The sequence below is a fragment of the Streptomyces sp. NPDC021115 genome (assembly GCF_044333065.1).
Lineage (GTDB): Bacteria > Actinomycetota > Actinomycetes > Streptomycetales > Streptomycetaceae > Streptomyces.
In genome coordinates, this window is sequence record NZ_JBIRQF010000006.1 from 423,331 (window position 1) to 440,799 (window position 17,469).

The following is a 17,469-nucleotide window of genomic DNA, read 5'->3' on the forward strand; positions in this document are numbered from 1 at the left end:
TTAGCACCCAAGCCCCGTCGGGCTGTGCCCCGGACCCCGAGGGGCTGCGCCCCGGAGGGTCGGCCCCGGTACTCAGGGGCTCGGCCCCCAGCCCCCGTCGGGGGCTGGGGGGGGGTGGGACCGTGCCACCGCCTTGGTGTCCGGGCTGCCCGGCTGGGGCGTCGCGTTGGGGCGTCGGCGCCGAGGCCGCGTTGTCAGCCCGTCCGGCATTTGAGGACCGGGGGCCGGGGCGGAGACCCGGTATCGGGAAGGGACGGGGTGGGGGAATTACCCTGCGGTCGGGGGCGCGGTGCTGGCGCGGACCATCAGCTGGGTCGCCAGCTCGACGCGCGGGGCGTCGATCTCCTCCCCGCGCGCCTGGCGCAACACCGTGCGGGCGGCCAGCTTGCCCATGTCGGCCAGGGGCTGGCGCACCGTCGTCAGGGGCGGCGCGGACCAGCGGACCTCGGGGAGGTCGTCGAAGCCGACCACGCTCACATCCTCCGGTACCCGCAGCCCCCGCCTCCGCAGGGCCTCGATGGCGCCCAGCGCCATCTGGTCGCTGGAGGCGAAGACGGCGGTCGGCGGGGTGGGGGCGGCCATGAGCTGATCGCAGCCGTGGAAACCGGATTCGTGGTAGAAGTCCCCCTGTGCGACGAGAGCCTGATCGAACGGGACCCCCGCCGCCTCCAGCGCGGCCCGGTGTCCGTCCAGCCGTGCCCGGCTGCACAGCAGCCGGGGCGGGCCCGCGATGAGGCCGATCCGCCGGTGGCCCAGGCTCAGCAGGTGTTCGGTGGCGGCCATGCCGCCCGCCCAGTTGGTGGCGCCGATGGTCGGCGCGTCGAGGGCGGGGGAGCCCGCCGGGTCGACGACCACGATGGGGACGTTCAGCCGCCGCAGCTCGGCGTGGACGACCGGCTCCAGGACGGACGTCACGAGGATCACCCCGTCCGAGGCGCGGGCCCGCAGGTTCTTCATCCACTGCCGGGCGGCGCCCGCCCGCCCGTGGATGGCGGAGACGACCGTACCGACCCCGTCCTGGTGCGCGATCTCCTCCACGCCGCGGATGATCTCGACGGCCCAGGGGCTGTCGAGGTCGTTGAAGACGAGGTCGACGAGGGCGGCGCGGTCGCCGGGGGCGGTCTGGCGGCGGCGGTAGCCATGGTGGCGTAGCAGGTCCTCGACGCGGGCCCGGGTCTCGGGGGAGACGTCCGACCGTCCGTTGACGACCCGCGAGACCGTGGGGACGGACACCCCGGCCTCCTGGGCTATGGCGGTGATCGTCACCTTCGGCTTGGGGCCGCCGTCGGGGCCCGCGCTCTCCGTAGCCATTTCCGCCTCCTCCGTTGACGGGCGTCAGACCCGCCTCTAACTTTCCGGTCGCACCCTCGGAACCTTGCAGAAGTCTTCCGGAAAACCGGATCAGACGTGAAGAGAAGAGAGGGACACTCCCATGAAGCTCACGCTCCAACGCCAGCTCCTGAGCTTACGCAGAGCCCACGTCACCGCGGCGCTGGCAGCCGCGGCGCTCGCCTTCGGGCTCGCCGTCCCGGTCCAGGAAGCCCACGCCGCCAACCCCACCCTGCGCGAAGTGGCCAACCGCACCGGCCGCTTCGTCGGCACCGCCGTCAGCGACGGCAGGCTCGGCGACGGGACTTACGCGAACATCGCCAAGAGCGAGTTCTCCAGCGTGACCGCCGAGAACGCCATGAAGTGGGGTTCGGTCGAGCCGAACCGCGGTCAGTTCAACTGGGCCGCCGCCGACCGCCTCGTCTCGTTCGCGCAAGGCAACGGCCAGAAGGTGTACGGCCACACCCTGGTCTGGCACAGCCAGATGCCGAACTGGCTGGCCAACGGCTCGTTCTCCAACACCGAGCTGCGCTCCATCATGACCGGCCACGTCACCACCCAGGTCGCCCGCTACAAGGGCAAGGTCCAGCGCTGGGACGTGGTGAACGAGGCGTTCAACGAGAACGGCACCCTCCGCGCGTCCAAGTTCTACAGCCAGCTCGGCCAGTCGTACATCGCCGACGCCTTCCGGGCCGCCCGCGCCGCCGACCAGAGTGCCAAGCTCTTCATCAACGACTACAACACCGAGGGCGCGAACGCGAAGAGCGACGGCCTGTACAACCTGGTCAAGTCGCTGAAGTCGCAGGGCGTGCCGATCGACGGCGTCGGCTTCCAGAGCCATCTCATCGTGGGCCAGGTCCCGTCGACGATGAAGGCCAACCTCCAGCGCTTCGCCGACCTCGGCGTGGACGTCGTGATCAGCGAGCTGGACATCCGGATGGCCACCCCCGCGGACGCCGCCAAGCTCCAGCAGCAGGCGGCCGACTACAAGACGGTCGCCCGGACCTGTCTGGCGGTCGCCCGCTGCACCGGCATCACGGTGTGGGGCTTCGGCGACCGGGACTCCTGGGTGCCGGGCACCTTCCCCGGCCAGGGCGCGGCCGATCTGTACGACTCCAACTACCAGCCCAAACCCGCCTACAACGCCTTCCGCGACGGACTCGCCGGATCCTAGGAAGGGACACGGGCCATGAGACTGCACCTCAAGCGCGGCAAGCCCCGCGGCCACGGCCTGCGCAGGGCCGCCCTGGGTCTGGCGGCCGCCGCCACCCTCCTGATCGGCCTCGCCACACCGGGCACCGCGGCGGACGCCGCCGACCCCGTCCTGCGCGACCTCGCCCAGGCGAAGGGGAAGTACTACGGCACCGCCGTCACCGCGTCCAAGCTGACCGGCACCTACGCCGACATCGCGGGCTCCCAGTTCAACTCCATCACCCCCGGCAACGAGATGAAGTGGGAGTCCGTCGAGCCCAGCCGCGGCAGCTACAACTGGTCCGGCGCGGACGCCGTCGTCGGCTTCGCCGAGGCACACGACATGCGGGTACGCGGCCACACCCTGGTGTGGCACAGCCAGCTGCCCGGCTGGCTGACGAACGGCTCCTGGACCGCCGATCAGCTGCGCACCCTCATGACCGACCACATCACCACCGAGGTCGGCCGCTACAAGGGCCGGATCACCCACTGGGACGTGGTCAACGAGCCGTTCAACGAGGACGGCACCTTCCGCCAGTCGCTCTTCTACACCAAGCTCGGCCAGTCGTACATCGCGGACGCGCTGCGCGCCGCCCGCGCCGCCGACCCGGACGCGAAGCTGTACCTCAACGACTACAACACCGACGGCCTCGGCGCGAAGAGCGACGGGATGTACAACCTGGTCAAGTCGCTCAAGGCGCAGGGTGTGCCGATCGACGGCGTCGGCTTCCAGGGCCATCTGATCCTCGGCCAGGTGCCGTCGACGATGCGGGCCAACCTCCAGCGCTTCGCCGACCTCGGCGTCGACGTGGCCGTCACCGAGCTGGACATCCGGATGACCCTCCCGGCGACCGATGCCAAGCTCGCCCAGCAGAAGGCCGACTTCCGGGCGGTCACCGACGCGTGCGTGGCCGTCTCCCGCTGCAGGGGCGTCACCGTCTGGGGCTTCACCGACTCCGACTCCTGGATCCCGGACGTCTTCGACGGCCAGGGCGCTGCCACCCCGTACGACGAGGGCTACCGCCCCAAACCCGCCTACTACGGCATCGCCGAATCCCTCGGCTGGACCGGCGACGGCGGCGACCCCGGCGACCCCGGTCCCGACCCCACCACCGGCTGCACGGTCGGCTACACCGTCACCAGCCAGTGGAACACCGGCTTCACCGCGAACGTCACCGTCAAGAACACCGGATCGAGCCCGGTCGACGGCTGGCAGGTGGCCTGGGCCTACCCCTCGGGCCAGCGCGTGACCTCCGCCTGGAACGCCACCGTCACCCAGTCCGGCGCCCAGGTGACGGCCGCGAACGCCCCGTACAACGCCACCATCGGCGCCGGTGGCTCGGTGTCGTTCGGCTTCAACGGCGCCTGGTCCGGCGCCAACACCGCGCCCGCCGCGTTCACCCTCAACGGCGCGGCCTGCGCCACGGGCTGAGCGCCCTGCTGTCCGCCTGGGCGGCCGGGGGCGGTGACACCGTCCCGCCGCCCAGGCGATTGCGGCGGTAAGAAATCGCGCCGGTAAGAAATCGAGGCTCCCGGCCATTCCCAGGTGAGAGAGCCAAGATGAGGAGACGGCGCGTGACCGACGCCCAACGCTTCCGGGACCTGTACGAGGAGTGCCACCCCCGTGTGCTGGCCTACGCTTCCAGCCTGGTGGGACGGCAGGTCGGTGAGGACATCGCCAGCGAGACCTTCACCGTCGCCTGGCGCCGGATGCGGGACATTCCCGCGCCGCCGCTGCCGTGGCTGCTCGGCGTGGCCCGCAATCTGACCCGTGAGCTGCGGCGCCGCGACGGCAGGCAGTACGCCCTGGCCGCCGAGGAGGCACAGCGCCTCATCACCTCGGGCGCCCAGGTCGACGACGTGGCCGACGATGTGACCGAACGCGCTGCGGTGCTGCAGGCCCTCGCCGGGCTGTCCGCCGCCGACCGCGAGCTGCTGACGCTGGTCGCCTGGCACGGGCTGGGCCCCCGGCACGCCGCACGCGTGCTCGGCTGCACCACCGCCACCTTCTCGGTGCGGCTGCACCGGGCCCGGCGGCGGCTGGAGCGGGCCGTGGACGCGGTCGGGCTCTCTCGCGACGCTCACCCGACAGTGACAGCGAAGGAGCACTGACATGGCACGCAATCGGCCCGATGTCATGAGGACGCTGGCGAACGCGCGGCCCCCGGCACTGGACCCGGACCGGCCGGCCGGTTCCGCGCGCGCCCGGAACGACCTGATCACCATCCTGGCCGGGGCGCCGGAGGTGCCGGAAACCCGACTCCCCGCCCGGCCGTTCACCTGGCGCTTGGCGCTGCCCGTCGCGGTGGCGGCGGCCGCGGCCGGGGTGGTCGTGGCGGCCCTGCCCCAGGGCACCCGGGGCGCCGACGGAGCCCTCGCCACCGCCGGGCCCGCCGCCGGCGCCCCCCGCCACACCCCCGGGAACGGCCGTCTCGCGCTGCTGAACGTGGCCGCCCGGGCGGATCGTCCGGCCGAGGAAGGCACGTACTGGCAGACGACCACGCGGTCCGCCTGGACCGGCGTCGTCGCGGACTCCGGGCAGACCTTCGCGGTCGTCGACTCCGAGAAGGGACAGCGGTCCGTCGGAGTGCGGCCCGGCACGGAGAGCCTGGAGATCAGGGGGCTCGACGCCGCCGTCGAACCCCGCACCGCGCGGGACCGGGAGCGCTGGCGGGACGCCGGGCTGCCGAAGGAGGTGACGCTCGCCGCCGAGAAGGGCGGCAAGCTGACGCTGCGGATGGGGACCGGGGCCGGGAAGCGGCCGATGGTGGACCGGACGAACCTCGGTGACGAGATCGCCGCACTGGGCGCGCGCAATGTGACCTACGCGGATCTGCGGAGACTCCCGGGTGACACCGCGAAGCTGAAGGCGAGGCTGGCCGACCTGTACGCGGAGGACGGCGGGAGCGAGGTCAAGGACCGCACCGAGTGGATGTGGCAGCAGGCGGCCGGGCTGATCACCCTGCCGGTGAAGCCCGCGGTCCGGGCCGCCGCGTACCGGGTCATCGCGGGGCTGCCGGGCATCCGGTCGCTCGGCGAGGTGACCGACCCGCTGGGCCGCAAGGGGATCGGCTTCGCCCTGCCCGCCAACGAGGTTCCCGACTACGGTGCCGTGCGGTCGGAGCTGATCGTGGACCCGGCGACCGGCGCCCTGCTGGCCGACCGTCAGACGCTGACCAAGCCGAACGCGAAGGCCGCCGGGGCGGGGCTCACGGCGGGCACCGTGGTCAACTACACCGCCACCGTCACGGCGAAGTGGACGGACCGGCAGCTGAAGCCCCGCTGGACCGGTACGGCGCCCTCAGGCGACCCGCGCTGACACCACATCGGCGGTTCGCGTGGCGTAGGCCTGGACGGTGACCGTCTCGTCGTCCAGGCAACGCCCGGTCTCCAGGTCGAAGCGCTGCTTGAGCAGCGGCGAGGCCACGAAGGGCCGTCCGTCCGCCGAGCCCAGCAGCCCCCGGGAGAGGACGTAAGCGCCGGTGAACGGGTCGCGGTTGCTGATCGCGTACGGGCGGCCCGCCCGGTCCAGGAAGACCGCCACCTGGCTGCCGTCCGGCAGCAGGGCGGCCACGCCGCGGCCCGGGATGAGGTCGGTGAGGCCGCAGATCGCGAACCAGCGCTGGTCGATCAGGAGTTCCACGCGGAGGTCGATCCGCTCGGGCGCCATGGTCATCGGCTGGAGGTCCCTTCGAGAGTACGGACGGGGAGGGTGGGGCCTGACAGCAGCGTCAGGTCCGGCTTGACCTGGTCGCGCTCGGGGACGAAGGCGACGGTCGGGTCGGGGGATTCGGGCGCGTTGACGAAGGAGACGAACCGCCGCAGCCGCTCCGGGTCGTTGATGGTCTCGGCCCATTCGTCGCGGTAGCCCGCCACATGGTCGGCCATCAGCGCCTCCAGCTCGGCGCACAGCCCCAGCGAGTCGTGGACCACCACGTCCCGTACGTGGTCCAGGCCGCCCTCGATGCGCTCCAGCCAGGCCGAGGTGCGCTCCAGCCGGTCCGCGGTGCGGATGTAGAACATCAGGAAGCGGTCGATGAGCCGGATCAGCTCCTCGTCGTCCAGGTCCTGGGCGAGCAGATCGGCGTGGCGCGGTTCGGCGCCGCCGTTGCCGCCGACGTACAGGTTCCAGCCGCCCGCGGTGGCGATGACGCCGAAGTCCTTGCCGCGCGCCTCGGCGCATTCGCGGGCGCAGCCGGAGACGGCGGACTTCAGCTTGTGCGGGGAGCGCAGGCCCCGGTAGCGCAGCTCCAGGTCGATGGCCATGCGTACCGAGTCCTGCACGCCGTAGCGGCACCAGGTCTGGCCCACGCAGGACTTCACGGTGCGCAGCGCCTTGCCGTACGCGTGCCCGGACTCGAACCCGGCGTCCACCAGCTTGGACCAGATCACCGGGAGCTGGTCGACGCGGGCGCCGAACAGGTCGATCCGCTGACCGCCGGTGATCTTCGTGTAGAGGCCGAAGTCCCTGGCGATCTCGCCGATCACGATCAGCTTCTCGGGGGTGATCTCACCGCCGGGGATGCGCGGCACGATCGAATACGACCCGTTGCGCTGGAGGTTGGCCAGGAAGTGATCGTTGGTGTCCTGGAGCGCGGCCTGTTCGCCGTCCAGGACATAGCCGCTGGCGCCCAGCGTCGGGGCGAGCGAGGCGATGATCGAGCCGACGGCCGGTTTGCACACCTCACAGCCGTCGCCGCTGCGCGCCTCGTCGCGGCCGTGGCCCTCCAGCAGCTGCGCGTAGGTGGTGATGCGCAGGGTGCGGACGATCTCGTACAGCTCGGCGCGGGTGTACGCGAAGCAGCCGCACAGCCCCTTGTCGACGCTGATCCCGCTCGCTTCCAGCTCGTCGTTCACGAGCGTGGTGAGCGTCTTGAGACAGCCGCCGCAGCCGGTGCCCGCCTTGGTGCACTTCTTCACCTCGGGCACGGTGGCGCATTCGTGATCGGTGACGGCCGAGCGGATCGAGCCCTTGGTGACGTTGTGGCAGCTGCAGATGACCGCCTCGTCGGGCAGCGCGGACGGGCCGAGCGCGGCGGGCGCGCCCAGCCCCGCGGGCAGCACCAGCTGCTCGGGCGCGACGGGCGGTACGGAACCGGTCAGCGGCCGCAGCATGCCGTACGACTCGGCGTCGCCGACGAGCACCCCGCCGAGCAGCTCGCCGCCCGCGCCGATCACCAGCTTCTTGTAGACGCCCGCGCGGGAGTCGGAGTAGACGACGTCGAGACAGCCGTCGGCGGTGCCGTGCGCGTCGCCGAAGGACGCCACGTCCACGCCGAGCAGCTTGAGCTTGGTGGAGGTGTCGGCGCCGGTGAAGCCCTCGCAGCCGACCTCGGCGAGGTCGTCGGCGACGGTCTGCGCCATCTCGTACCCGGGCGCGACCAGCCCGTACACCCTGCCGTCGGCGGCCAGCGCGCATTCGCCGATCGCGTACACCGCCGGATCGCTGGTGCGGCAGCGCTCGTCGACCGTGACGCCGCCGCGCTCGCCGACGTCCAGCCCGCAGTCGCGGGCCAGCTGGTCGCGGGGGCGGACCCCGGCCGAGAAGATCACCAGGTCGGTGTCGATGGACGAGCCGTCGGAGAGCGCCATGGCCGTCACCGCGCCCTTGGAGTCGGCGGTGATCTCCTTGCCGCCGACGCCGGTGTGCACGATCAGCCCCATGTCCTCGACGGTGCGGCGCAGCGCGGCGCCGCCGCCGTCGTCCACCTGGAGCGCCATCAGCCGCGCGTTGAACTCCACGATGTGCGTGGTCAGTCCGAGCCCCTTCAGCGCGCCCGCCGCCTCCAGGCCGAGCAGTCCGCCGCCGACCACGGTGCCGGTCGCCCGGTCCTTGGCGTACTCCTCGATGGCGAGGAGGTCCTCGACCGTGCGGTAGACGAAGCAGCCCTCGCTGTCCTTGCCGGGCACCGGGGGTACGAACGGGTACGAGCCGGTGGCCAGCACGAGCGTGTCGTACCTGACGGTGAGCCCGGAGCGCGCGGTGACCGTGCGCGCCTCCCGGTCGATGCTCTCGGCGGGGTCGCCCAGGTGCAGCTCGATGCCGTGCCGCTCCATGAAGCCGTCCTCGACCATGGACAGATCGTCCGGGGTCCGGCCGGAGAAGTACGAGGTCAGCTGCACCCGGTCGTACGCGGGCCGGGGCTCCTCGCACAGCACCACGACCCGGGCGCGTGTCGTCACGCCCCGGTCGGCCAGGGCCTCCAGGAAGCGCTGGCCGACCATGCCGTGCCCGACGAGCACGATCGTGGGGGCGGTCTCGGTCTTCGGTGCGCTCTTCGTCATGCCAGGAAGCCTGCGGGAGCGCTGTTTCCCGACCGCATCACGGTCGTTTCCCGTACGCAACGCTGCCCTCAGCGCGCCGCCCGGGTGGCTGTGAGCCCCTACGCCAGCGTGATCGGCAGCTTCTGCGGGCTGTTGCCGACGAAGCTGCGGTGCGGCACGAGCTGATCGTCCGGGACGGCGAGGTCCAGGCCGGGGAATCGGGTGAAGAGCGCCTCCAGCGCGATCACGGCCTCCATCCGGGCCAGCGGGGCGCCCAGACAGAAGTGCGCGCCGTGGCCGAAGGACAGATGGCGCGCGCCCCGGGTCACCACGAAGCGGTCCGCGTCCGGTCCGTACTCCCGTTCGTCGCGCCCGGCGGAGGTGTACGAGGCGAGCACGGGCGCACCCTTGGGGATCACCGTGTCGCCGACGGGCAGGTCCCTGGTGGGGTAGCGGAACGGGAAGTGGCTCACCGGGCTGTCGTACCGCAGCGTCTCCTCGACCACGTCGTCCCAGCTCGCGGCCCCGGAGCGGACCAGCTCCAGCTGATCGCGGTCGCCGCACAGCGCCCGCACCGCGTTGGTGATCAGGTTGAGGGTGGTCTCGTGCCCGGCGATGATCGTCAGCATCAGGGTGCCGATCAGCTCCTCCTCGCTGAGCCGGTCCCCGTCCTCCGCCCGCGTGGCGATGAGCGCGCTGGTCAGGTCGTCCCCCGGCTCCTTCATCCGGGCCGCGGCCACCTGGCCGAGGATCGCCACCATCTCGCGGTTGGCCTCCGGCACCCGCTCGCGGGCGGTGGCGGTGGAGACGATCTCGTTGGACAGCTCGTGCAGCCGGTCCTGGTACGCCTCGTCGACGCCCAGCAGCCGGGAGATCACGCTCATCGGCAGCGGCAGCGCGAAGTGGCGGCGCAGATCCGCCACCCCGTCCGGGTCCGCTGCGGCGGCCTCGGCCAGCCGGTCCAGCAGCGTGCCGGTCAGGTCGTGCACGACCGGACGCAGCGCCTCCATCCGGCGCGGGGTGAACGCGCGGGTCACCAGCGAGCGCAGCCGCTTGTGGTCGTCGCCGTCGGCGGTGGTCATACCGCGCACCGTGGCGAAGGTCAGCATCGGCCAGCCGGGCGGGATCCCGCCGCTCTGGAGGGCGGCGAAGTGGCAGGCGTTCTTGGCCACGTCGGGGTGGGTGAGGAAGCCCTTCAGCTCCTCGTGCCGGGTGACGGCGTACGCCGGTACGTCACCGGGCAGCAGGACCGGGACCGCGGCCCCGCGGGCGCGTAACCCGGCGTTGACCGCGTGCTGGTCGTCGGGGTCCAGCCGATGGGGTACGGGCGGGTGGCCGTCGGTCATCTGCGGTCTCCTGGAGGTGAGTCGGGCGCGCGGGGCGCCGGGGAGGGGGCCGGGGCCGGGGCGTCGGCGGCGAGCTGCGGCGCGGAGAACCGTACGGGCAGCCCGGCCAGCCCCTTGGACCAGGGCGAGGTGATCCACGGAAGCTCCTCCTCCGGCACCGCGATCTCCAGATCGGGCAGCCGGTGGCGGAGGGTGTCCACGGCGGTACGGGTGATCAGCCGGGCCGGATCCTGCGCCGGGCAGGTGTGCGGGCCCGCGCCGAACGAGAGGTGCGAGCGGTTGCCGACCACCGGACGGCCGTCCTCCGGCAGCACCTCCGGATCGGCGTTCGCCCCGGCAAGACCCAGGATCAGCATGTCGCCCGCGCGGATGTCCTGACCGCCGAGGCGCAGATCGCGGGTGGCGTAGCGGCCGGGGAAGTTCTGGGTCGGCGGCTGGCGCCACAGCACCAGGTCGAGCGCGTCGTCCACGGTGAGATGGCCATGGGCGAGGGACGAGCGGAACGCGGGGTCGGTGAGCAGGATCTGCGTGGTGGAGGCGATCCAGTTCACGGTGGTCTGGTTCCCCGCGACGATGATCACCACCAGGTTGTGCAGCACCTCCTCGTCGCTCAGCCCGATCGGGTGCTCCAGCAGCCAGGAGGTGAGGTCCGCGCCCGGCCGCTGCTTCTTCCAGGCGATCAGCTCCAGCAGGATGCGGCCCATCCGCTTGTTGGCGCCGGTGGCGGCCACGGTCGGGGCGACGATGGTGGCGATCGCGTCGACCAGCCGCGGCCCGCTCTCCTCGTCGAGCCCCAGCAGCTCGGTGACGACCTGGAGCGGCAGCACGCGCGCGTACTGCGGCACCAGATCGGCCCGGTGCTGATCGGCGAACCCGGCGACCAGCCGCTCCGCGGTGGCCCGCACCGTACGGATCAGCTCGTGACCGTTCACCCGGCCCAGCGCGTCGGCCACCGCCGAACGCATCCGGCGGTGCTGCGTGCCGTCCGCGAACAGCAGCGCCGGACGCCAGCCCACCAGCGGCATCAGCGGCGAATCCGCCGGGACCCGGCCGTCGCGCAGCGGCGTCCAGCGGCGCGGATCGTGCGAGAAGTACTGCTCGTCGCGGGTGAGATGGAGCAGCTCGCGGTGGCCGATGACGAGCCACGCCTCGATCCCGGGCGCGATCTCGACCGGCACCACATTGCCGTGGTCGCGGCGCATCCGCTCGTAAAGCTCGGTCAGCGGCCCGTCCAGCGCCGCCCCGTGCAGCGGCACCCGCCGCTTCGTGGAAGCGCCCGCCGCCGTCATGTCGCCTCCGTGACGGACTCGATGAGATGGCTCACCAGCGAGATCAGCGCCTTGACCGACGACCTGTGCTCGCGCGCGTCACAGATGACCAGCGGCGTGTGGGGGAGCAGGTCGAGTGCCGAACGCAGATCGACCTCGCTGTGCAGCACGCTGTCCGGGAAGGAGTTGACGGCCACCGAGAAGGGTACGTCCAGGTCCTCCAGATGGCCGATGGCGTCGAAGGACGCCTCCAGGTCGCGGGTGTCGACCAGCGCGAGCGCGCCCAGGGCGCCGCGCGCCAGGTCCTTCCACGCGGGCAGGAAGCGCTGCTGGCCGGGGGTGCCGAAGAGGTACAGGACCAACTCGCCGCCCAGCGTGATCCGCCCGAAGTCCAGCGCGACGGTGGTGGTGGACTTATTCGGCCGCACCGGCGTGTCCAGCCGGGCCCCCGCGCGACTCATGGTCGCCTCGGTGGACAGCGGCTTGATCTCCGACACGGTGCCGATCAACGTGGTCTTGCCGACCCCCATCGGCCCGACGACCAGGATCTTCGCCGCGCCGGACACGCTGGGCTGGACGTACATGACCGTCGCGTCGTCCATGTCGTCGATGCCGTCCACGCCGTCCGCGCTGTCCGTGCCGTTCATGCCGTGGGTGTCATCCATGTCGTCGTCCACGCCGTTCGCACCGCCGGTGCGGCCCGTGTCGGGCATCGAGATCTCAGAGCTTGCTTTCAAGCCCATCGAGCACCTTCCTCAGCAAGTCCATGTCGGCGCGCTCGGCCAGCCGGACGGGCGGGCGCGCCACGATGTGCCCCCAGTCGATGAGATCGGCGAGCAGCACCTGCACCACGGCCGGTGGCTGACCGAGGTGAGCGGCGACCTCCGCCACTGACAACAGCCCCTCACAGCGGCGGACGATGCGCCGGTACTCGGGCTGGAGCGTCGGCGGCAGCGCGCTTCCGGACGCCCTCACCAGCGTCTCCAGCGGCAGAGCAGCCCGTGAGGAACCCGCGCGCCCCCGTGTGATCACATACGGGCGCACCGCGGCCGTGGTCCGCTCCTCCCCGGGCTCGGTCATGGCGCGCTGATCTGCTCCCGTGGCCGACTGCTCAGATGGGCGCCGATTCTCGCCACCAGCACCTGCATCTGCTGGGCCACCAGGCCGACGTCCGCCTCCGTGCCGGTGGCCACCCCGAGCGAGGCGCCCTGACCGGCCGAGGTGAACAGCACGAATCCGCCGTCCGACTCGATCATCAGCTGTCTCACCCCCGCCTCCTCGCCGAAGAGCAGCGACACCGTGGACTGGCTGGTCACCGTCAGCGCCGCGCAGGCCGCGGCCAGCGACTCGGCCTCGGCGACGCCCAGTTCGGAAACCTCTCCCGTCAGTCCCTCGGCGGAGCCGTGCCCCATGCGCAGACCGTCCTCCGAGACGACGACGGCGTGCCGCACCCCCGGAATCTGGGTCAAAGGACGCAGCATCCATCCAACGTCGGGCAGTCTGGATATGGTTCCGGCCACTACCGGCCTCCTTCTCGATCCTCTTCTCGATTCTCGTGATCTTCCGCGGCCTCGGCCCGCCCGCGGAGCGTGCCGGACACCACGCTGGCGATGGAGGCCCGGGCGGCCTCGGGGGTCCACGGGTCGGCGGCGCTCCGGGCACGCGGGTCCGTACGCAGGTCCGTACGCGGGGCCTCCGCAGGCCGGGTGTCCGTGCGCTGGGGGTTCGAACGGCGCCGGTTGCGCCGCTGCGGAAGGCCGCCGCCGCCCGCCGGAGCGGCGGGGGTGTCCCGGGCCTGCGCCCCGTCGGCGCGCTCCGTGCCCGGCGGCTCGATCACCACCGGCTCGGCGTCCGTCTCCGGGGCGCCCTCCACCGGTTCGGTCAGCAGCCGGTGCGGTACGAAGACCACGACCCGGGTCCCGCCGTACGCCGAGGCGGTCGACAGCTCGACACCGAAGCCCAGCTCCCGCGACCAGCGTCCCACACAGGCGAGCCCCAGCCGTGGGACCGCTCCCAACTGGGCCAGATCCAGACCCTCGCGCAGCTGTCCGGTGGCCTGTTCGAGGACGTCCGGCGGCATCCCGAGCCCCGCGTCGTCGATCTCGATCACCGCGCCCGCCGCCACCTCCCGGACGGAGACGGCCACCTGGGTACGGGACGGCGAGAACACCGTCGCGTTCTCCAGCAGTTCGGCCACCGCGTGCATCAGCCCCTCGACGGCCGGTGCCACCGCGTACAGCGTCTGCCCGCCGTGCACCTCCACCCGCCCGAACTCCACGATCCGCGACTGGGCGCCGCGCACGCAGTCGAAGAGCGTCACCGGCCGGGTCTCCCGCCGCGCGGGCCAGATCCCGCACATCACCAGCAGCGTCTGTGCCTTGCGGGTCATCTGGGCGGCGGCGTGGTCGGCCTTCATCACCTCGGCCATCAGCCGCGCGTCGGCCACGTGCTGCTCCAGGCCGTCGAGTACCTGCTGCTGGACGGTCGACATGGCGTGCATGTTCCGCGCCACGGACTCGAACGACGCCTGTATGGAGTCGCGCAGCATCCGCTCGCGGCGGGCCGCCTCGTCCAGTTCCTCCCGTACGGCCGCCAGCCGGGCGATCTCCTCGGCGCGCTCGGCGGCGCGCGCCCGCTCCCGCTCGGCGGTCGCGCGCTCCTGCCCGGCGACGGCCCGCTCCCGCTCCGTCGCCGCCCGGGCCCCGCGGACGGCCCCGCGCAGTCTGGAGACCCACAGCAGCACCAGCGCCAGAGTGACGGACAACGCCACGATGACGGCCACCGTCCCCGACAGCACCGTTGACACCTCCATCCGGGACACGGCCATGAACCGGGCAGATACTACTCATCAACTGATCAGTTGCGTCTGGTAGTTGCCAAACTCTCACCCGTGACGGATCACGCCTTCACAGCGGCCCGAATATGCGGTAGGCACGGCCGCCCGATCGCCCTCCCGCCGGGCCTCATAGGCTCCCGACCATGCCTGACATATCCCTGATGACGTTGCTCCTGCTCTGCCTGGCCGCCGGGGCGGCGGGCTGGATCGACGCCGTGGTGGGCGGCGGGGGACTCCTGCTGCTCCCCGCCCTGCTGGTCGGGCTGCCGGGCTTCCCGCCCACGTACATCCTCGGCACCAACAAGGCGATCGCCATCTGCGGTACGACGGGCGCCGCCGTCACGTACACCCGCAAGGCCCCGGTGGACGTCCGGACCGCCGTACGCATCGGCCTCGCGGCCGCCCTCGGCTCCCTCGCCGGTGCCTCCCTCGCCTCCGGTATCGACGGCGCGGTGCTGCGCCCCCTCATCATGGTCGTCCTGCTGGCGGTCCTCGCGTTCGTCCTCCTCCGCCCCACTTTCGGCACCGCCCCGGCCCTGACCGGCCCCCTCTCCCGCCACCGCGTCCTCGCCGCGGTGCTGGGCGTGGGCCTCGGCATCGGCTTCTACGACGGCCTGATCGGCCCCGGCACCGGCACCTTCCTGGTCATCGCGCTGGCCGCCACGCTGGGCACCGACCTGGTGACCTCCTCGGCCACCGCGAAGGTCGTCAACGTCTGCACCAACCTGGGCGCGCTGATCACCTTCGGCTCCCAGGGCACGGTGCTCTGGGGCCTGGCCGCCCTGCTGGCCTGTTTCAACCTGACGGGCGCCATGCTCGGCGCCCGCATGGCCCTCAAGCGGGGCAGCGGCTTCGTCCGCGGCGTACTGGTCCTGGTCGTGGTCTCGCTGGTGATCAAGCTGGGCTACGACCAGTGGCTGTCCTGACCCGCCCCACCGGGCGCGAGGCCGTCGAAGACGATGGCGAGCATCCGGTCCCGTACCTCCTCCGCGAGCTGGATGTGCGCGGAGGCCCGTGACGTGGCCACGAGCAAGGCGTACACCTCCGGCAGTTCGACATCGTCCCGGACGGCGCCGGCGCGTTGGGCCTGCCGAAGCAGAGCGCCGACGGCTCGACGCATGCCGTCCGATGCCCGGGCGGCGTCGCCGCCGCCGTCGCCACCGGCCTCGCGCAGGGCCTCGCCGATGGCGATCTTGCCGGAGGCGTCGGCGACGAGATGGCGGAAGAAGCCGAAGAACGCCACCCCCGGGTCTGTCGCGTCAAGCAGCGCCTCCGCCTGTTCCCGCAGGCGATCGAACCGCTGCACGAGAACGGCCTCCAGCAGCGCCGCCTTGGTGGGGAAGTGCCGAAAGACAGTGGCGATGCCGACGCCCGCCAGGCGGGCCACCTCCTCGCTGGACGCGGACCGGCCGCCCCTGCCGAAGACCTCTTCGGCAACGCTCAGGATCCGCTCGCGGTTGGTCCGCGCGTCAGAGCGTTGCGGCCGCCCGCCGCCCGTCTCCCGGTTGCCTGGTGTGCTCATCGCGCTTTCGCTCGTATCCCGCTGTCGCCGCTGCTATCCGGAGTCGTGACTCCGTATAATTGGAGTCCGCACTTCGGATCGTACTTCGGGACCACCGCACGTCGGCGCGGACGACAGGAGAGTGCCATGCCCCAACCCCCCAGCCCACAAGAGGTTTTCCTCGCGCTCGTGAACGGCGTCGCGGAGGGCCGTTGGAACGAACTGCCCGATCTGTACGCGGAGCAGACCCACGTCGTGCACCCCTTCCACCCACTTCGCGTCGCCGCGCTCCGCACCCGCGACGAACTGCGCGAACACTTCAGGCCGACCGACACAGTCCCCCGGCTGCCCCGTCGGGCAACCAACATCACGATCCACGAGACGACCGACCCCGAGGTCATCGTCGCCGAGTTCGAGTACCAGGGAACGATCGCGGAGACCGGAGAACCCTTCGCGCTGCCCGGCATCTTCGTGCTCCGGGTGCGCGACGGCCAGATCGTCAGCTCTCGCGACTACTTCGACCACGTCACCGCCGCCCGGGTCCGCGGGCAGTTCGACGAACTCGTCGCAGCCGTGCGGGGCAGCGGCGCCACACCGGGCTGAAGGCCAGGGCCGTCGGGATCGGCTCCCGCCGATTTCCGCTGTACCGGGGGCCCGAGGGCCGAAAGACTGCCGGGCATGGAGTTCTTCTGCTACCACCGGGATCGGCCCGGCTCGCTGACGCTGCGCCAAGAGCTGGTCCAACAGCACTGGTCGTACATGGACGGGTACGCGTCGGAGATGATCGCCCGAGGGCCGACGCTCTCCGGTGCCGACGTGGTGCCCACCGGCAGCGTGCACATCGTCGACCTGGCCGACCCGGCCGCCGCCCGTTCGTTCGTCTTCGACGAGCCGGGCTACCAGGCCGGTGTGTACCGGGACGTCCTGCTGCGGCGGTGGCGCAACATGCTGGGGCGCACGATGTGGGACTTCCCCGGGGGCCGGAGCGGGGGCAACCGATTCCTGGTGCTCGGCCTGGGCTCGGGTGCGGCCGTCGACGTCGCCGTGCCGCCCGACCGGGACGAGCTGATCGCCTACGGGCCGCTGCTGTCCGACGACGGAGACACGTGGCTGGGCACGGCGGCGCTGGTCCGCGCGCCGGACCCGGAAGCGGCGCGCGCGGTCCTGACGCCGGACCGGTACGCGGCCGTCGAGGTCCACCGTTGGCAGTTCGGCGGGCGGCCGTCATGAGCCCCGGGACAGGGGCGTCGCTACTGAGCGGCTTGGAAGCGGGCTGGAGTAGACGACGTTCGTGGTGATGGAGCCCAGCGCGGCGATGCGGCCCGTGGTGTGTTCCAGGTCCCGCATGGAACGGGCGACGACCTTGAGGACGAAGCAGTCCTCGCCCGTCACATGGTGGGCTTCCACGATTTCGGGGGTGACATCGAGCAGGTCGTGGAACGGCTTGTAGTTGTTCGTGGGGTAGCGGAGCCGGATGAAGGCCAGGATGCCGAGCCCCAGGGCTTCGGGGCTCACGGTCGCGCAGTAGCCGGAGATGACGCCGCTCTCCTCCAGACGTCGGACTCGCTCTGTAACGGCGCTCGGCGACATGGAGACGCTACGGGCCAACTCGGCGAAGCTGGCCCGCCCGTTGCGTTGCAAGGCTTCCAGGAGGCGCACATCGGTAGCGTCAAGGGAATCAGCGGCCATCGCCGATTGATACCACGGATTACCCGGCCTCGAACGGGAGGGACC

Annotated in this window: 18 protein-coding genes; 7 read left to right on the top strand and 11 right to left on the bottom strand. The window is 71.9% G+C overall.

The annotated features are described in order from the left end of the window. Positions 1–267 precede the first annotated feature (267 nt). Entirely contained in the window at positions 268–1,311 is a 1,044-nt protein-coding gene (locus tag ACH4TL_RS21790) for a LacI family DNA-binding transcriptional regulator (protein WP_398316300.1), read from the bottom strand. Between the two features lie 121 nt (positions 1,312–1,432). Here ACH4TL_RS21790 and ACH4TL_RS21795 point away from each other — a divergent pair, with 121 nt between their 5' ends. The 4 genes from ACH4TL_RS21795 to ACH4TL_RS21810 all read left to right on the top strand — a co-directional run bounded on the left by ACH4TL_RS21795 (position 1,433) and on the right by ACH4TL_RS21810 (position 5,839). Then, positions 1,433–2,503, top strand: coding sequence for an endo-1,4-beta-xylanase (locus ACH4TL_RS21795; protein ID WP_398316298.1), 1,071 nt, complete (start codon positions 1,433–1,435; stop codon positions 2,501–2,503). A 15-nt stretch (positions 2,504–2,518) separates the two neighbouring features. Next, positions 2,519–3,952: an endo-1,4-beta-xylanase gene (locus tag ACH4TL_RS21800; protein ID WP_398316296.1), complete on the top strand. Its 1,434-nt coding sequence runs from the start codon at positions 2,519–2,521 to the stop codon at positions 3,950–3,952. Positions 3,953–4,095: 143 nt separating this feature from the next. Beyond that, positions 4,096–4,632, top strand: a complete 537-nt coding sequence (locus tag ACH4TL_RS21805; protein ID WP_398316294.1) for an RNA polymerase sigma factor — start codon at positions 4,096–4,098, stop codon at positions 4,630–4,632. Position 4,633: 1 nt separating this feature from the next. Continuing rightward, on the top strand, positions 4,634–5,839 hold the full coding sequence (locus ACH4TL_RS21810) for a CU044_5270 family protein (RefSeq protein WP_398316292.1): 1,206 nt from the start codon (positions 4,634–4,636) through the stop codon (positions 5,837–5,839). On the opposite strand, the gene nirD is transcribed toward ACH4TL_RS21810, so the two are convergent. From nirD to ACH4TL_RS21850, 8 genes are all read right to left on the bottom strand, one after another. Beyond that, the gene (nirD, locus tag ACH4TL_RS21815; protein ID WP_398316290.1) at positions 5,822–6,196 is read right to left on the bottom strand and encodes a nitrite reductase small subunit NirD; all 375 of its coding nucleotides are present in this window, start codon (positions 6,194–6,196) and stop codon (positions 5,822–5,824) included. The two genes, ACH4TL_RS21810 and nirD, sit on opposite strands and share 18 nt — an antisense overlap. After that, positions 6,193–8,805: a nitrite reductase large subunit NirB gene (gene nirB, locus ACH4TL_RS21820; RefSeq protein WP_398316288.1), complete on the bottom strand. Its 2,613-nt coding sequence runs from the start codon at positions 8,803–8,805 to the stop codon at positions 6,193–6,195. The genes nirD and nirB overlap by 4 nt, the downstream gene beginning before the upstream one ends. Before the next feature lie 98 nt (positions 8,806–8,903). Further along, positions 8,904–10,130, bottom strand: a complete 1,227-nt coding sequence (locus ACH4TL_RS21825; protein WP_398316286.1) for a cytochrome P450 — start codon at positions 10,128–10,130, stop codon at positions 8,904–8,906. Further along, on the bottom strand, positions 10,127–11,419 hold the full coding sequence (locus ACH4TL_RS21830; protein ID WP_398316284.1) for a cytochrome P450: 1,293 nt from the start codon (positions 11,417–11,419) through the stop codon (positions 10,127–10,129). The genes ACH4TL_RS21825 and ACH4TL_RS21830 overlap by 4 nt, the downstream gene beginning before the upstream one ends. Further along, a complete protein-coding gene (locus ACH4TL_RS21835) occupies positions 11,416–12,135 on the bottom strand; it encodes a GTP-binding protein (protein WP_398316282.1) in 720 nt (239 codons plus the stop codon). The genes ACH4TL_RS21830 and ACH4TL_RS21835 overlap by 4 nt, the downstream gene beginning before the upstream one ends. Then, positions 12,119–12,478: a DUF742 domain-containing protein gene (locus tag ACH4TL_RS21840; protein ID WP_398316280.1), complete on the bottom strand. Its 360-nt coding sequence runs from the start codon at positions 12,476–12,478 to the stop codon at positions 12,119–12,121. Before ACH4TL_RS21840 ends, ACH4TL_RS21835 begins: the two co-directional genes overlap by 17 nt. Further along, entirely contained in the window at positions 12,475–12,918 is a 444-nt protein-coding gene (locus ACH4TL_RS21845) for a roadblock/LC7 domain-containing protein (protein ID WP_398316278.1), read from the bottom strand. The genes ACH4TL_RS21840 and ACH4TL_RS21845 overlap by 4 nt, the downstream gene beginning before the upstream one ends. After that, a complete protein-coding gene (locus tag ACH4TL_RS21850) occupies positions 12,918–14,225 on the bottom strand; it encodes an ATP-binding protein (protein WP_398316276.1) in 1,308 nt (435 codons plus the stop codon). The genes ACH4TL_RS21845 and ACH4TL_RS21850 overlap by 1 nt, the downstream gene beginning before the upstream one ends. Positions 14,226–14,377: 152 nt before the next feature. Between ACH4TL_RS21850 and ACH4TL_RS21855 the strand changes: the two genes are divergently transcribed. Beyond that, entirely contained in the window at positions 14,378–15,160 is a 783-nt protein-coding gene (locus ACH4TL_RS21855) for a sulfite exporter TauE/SafE family protein (RefSeq protein ID WP_398316274.1), read from the top strand. On the opposite strand, the gene ACH4TL_RS21860 is transcribed toward ACH4TL_RS21855, so the two are convergent. Next, a complete protein-coding gene (locus tag ACH4TL_RS21860) occupies positions 15,139–15,756 on the bottom strand; it encodes a TetR/AcrR family transcriptional regulator (protein ID WP_398316272.1) in 618 nt (205 codons plus the stop codon). The two genes, ACH4TL_RS21855 and ACH4TL_RS21860, sit on opposite strands and share 22 nt — an antisense overlap. Before the next feature lie 126 nt (positions 15,757–15,882). Here ACH4TL_RS21860 and ACH4TL_RS21865 point away from each other — a divergent pair, with 126 nt between their 5' ends. Together ACH4TL_RS21865 and ACH4TL_RS21870 are read left to right on the top strand one after the other, a co-directional pair. Then, the gene (locus ACH4TL_RS21865; protein ID WP_398316270.1) at positions 15,883–16,338 is read left to right on the top strand and encodes a nuclear transport factor 2 family protein; all 456 of its coding nucleotides are present in this window, start codon (positions 15,883–15,885) and stop codon (positions 16,336–16,338) included. A gap of 75 nt (positions 16,339–16,413) precedes the next feature. Beyond that, complete coding sequence (locus ACH4TL_RS21870; RefSeq protein WP_398316268.1) at positions 16,414–16,965, top strand: YciI family protein; 552 nt, start codon at positions 16,414–16,416, stop codon at positions 16,963–16,965. Here ACH4TL_RS21870 and ACH4TL_RS21875 read toward each other — a convergent pair. Continuing rightward, complete coding sequence (locus ACH4TL_RS21875) at positions 16,960–17,424, bottom strand: Lrp/AsnC family transcriptional regulator (RefSeq protein ID WP_398316266.1); 465 nt, start codon at positions 17,422–17,424, stop codon at positions 16,960–16,962. The two genes, ACH4TL_RS21870 and ACH4TL_RS21875, sit on opposite strands and share 6 nt — an antisense overlap. Positions 17,425–17,469: the final 45 nt, after the last annotated feature.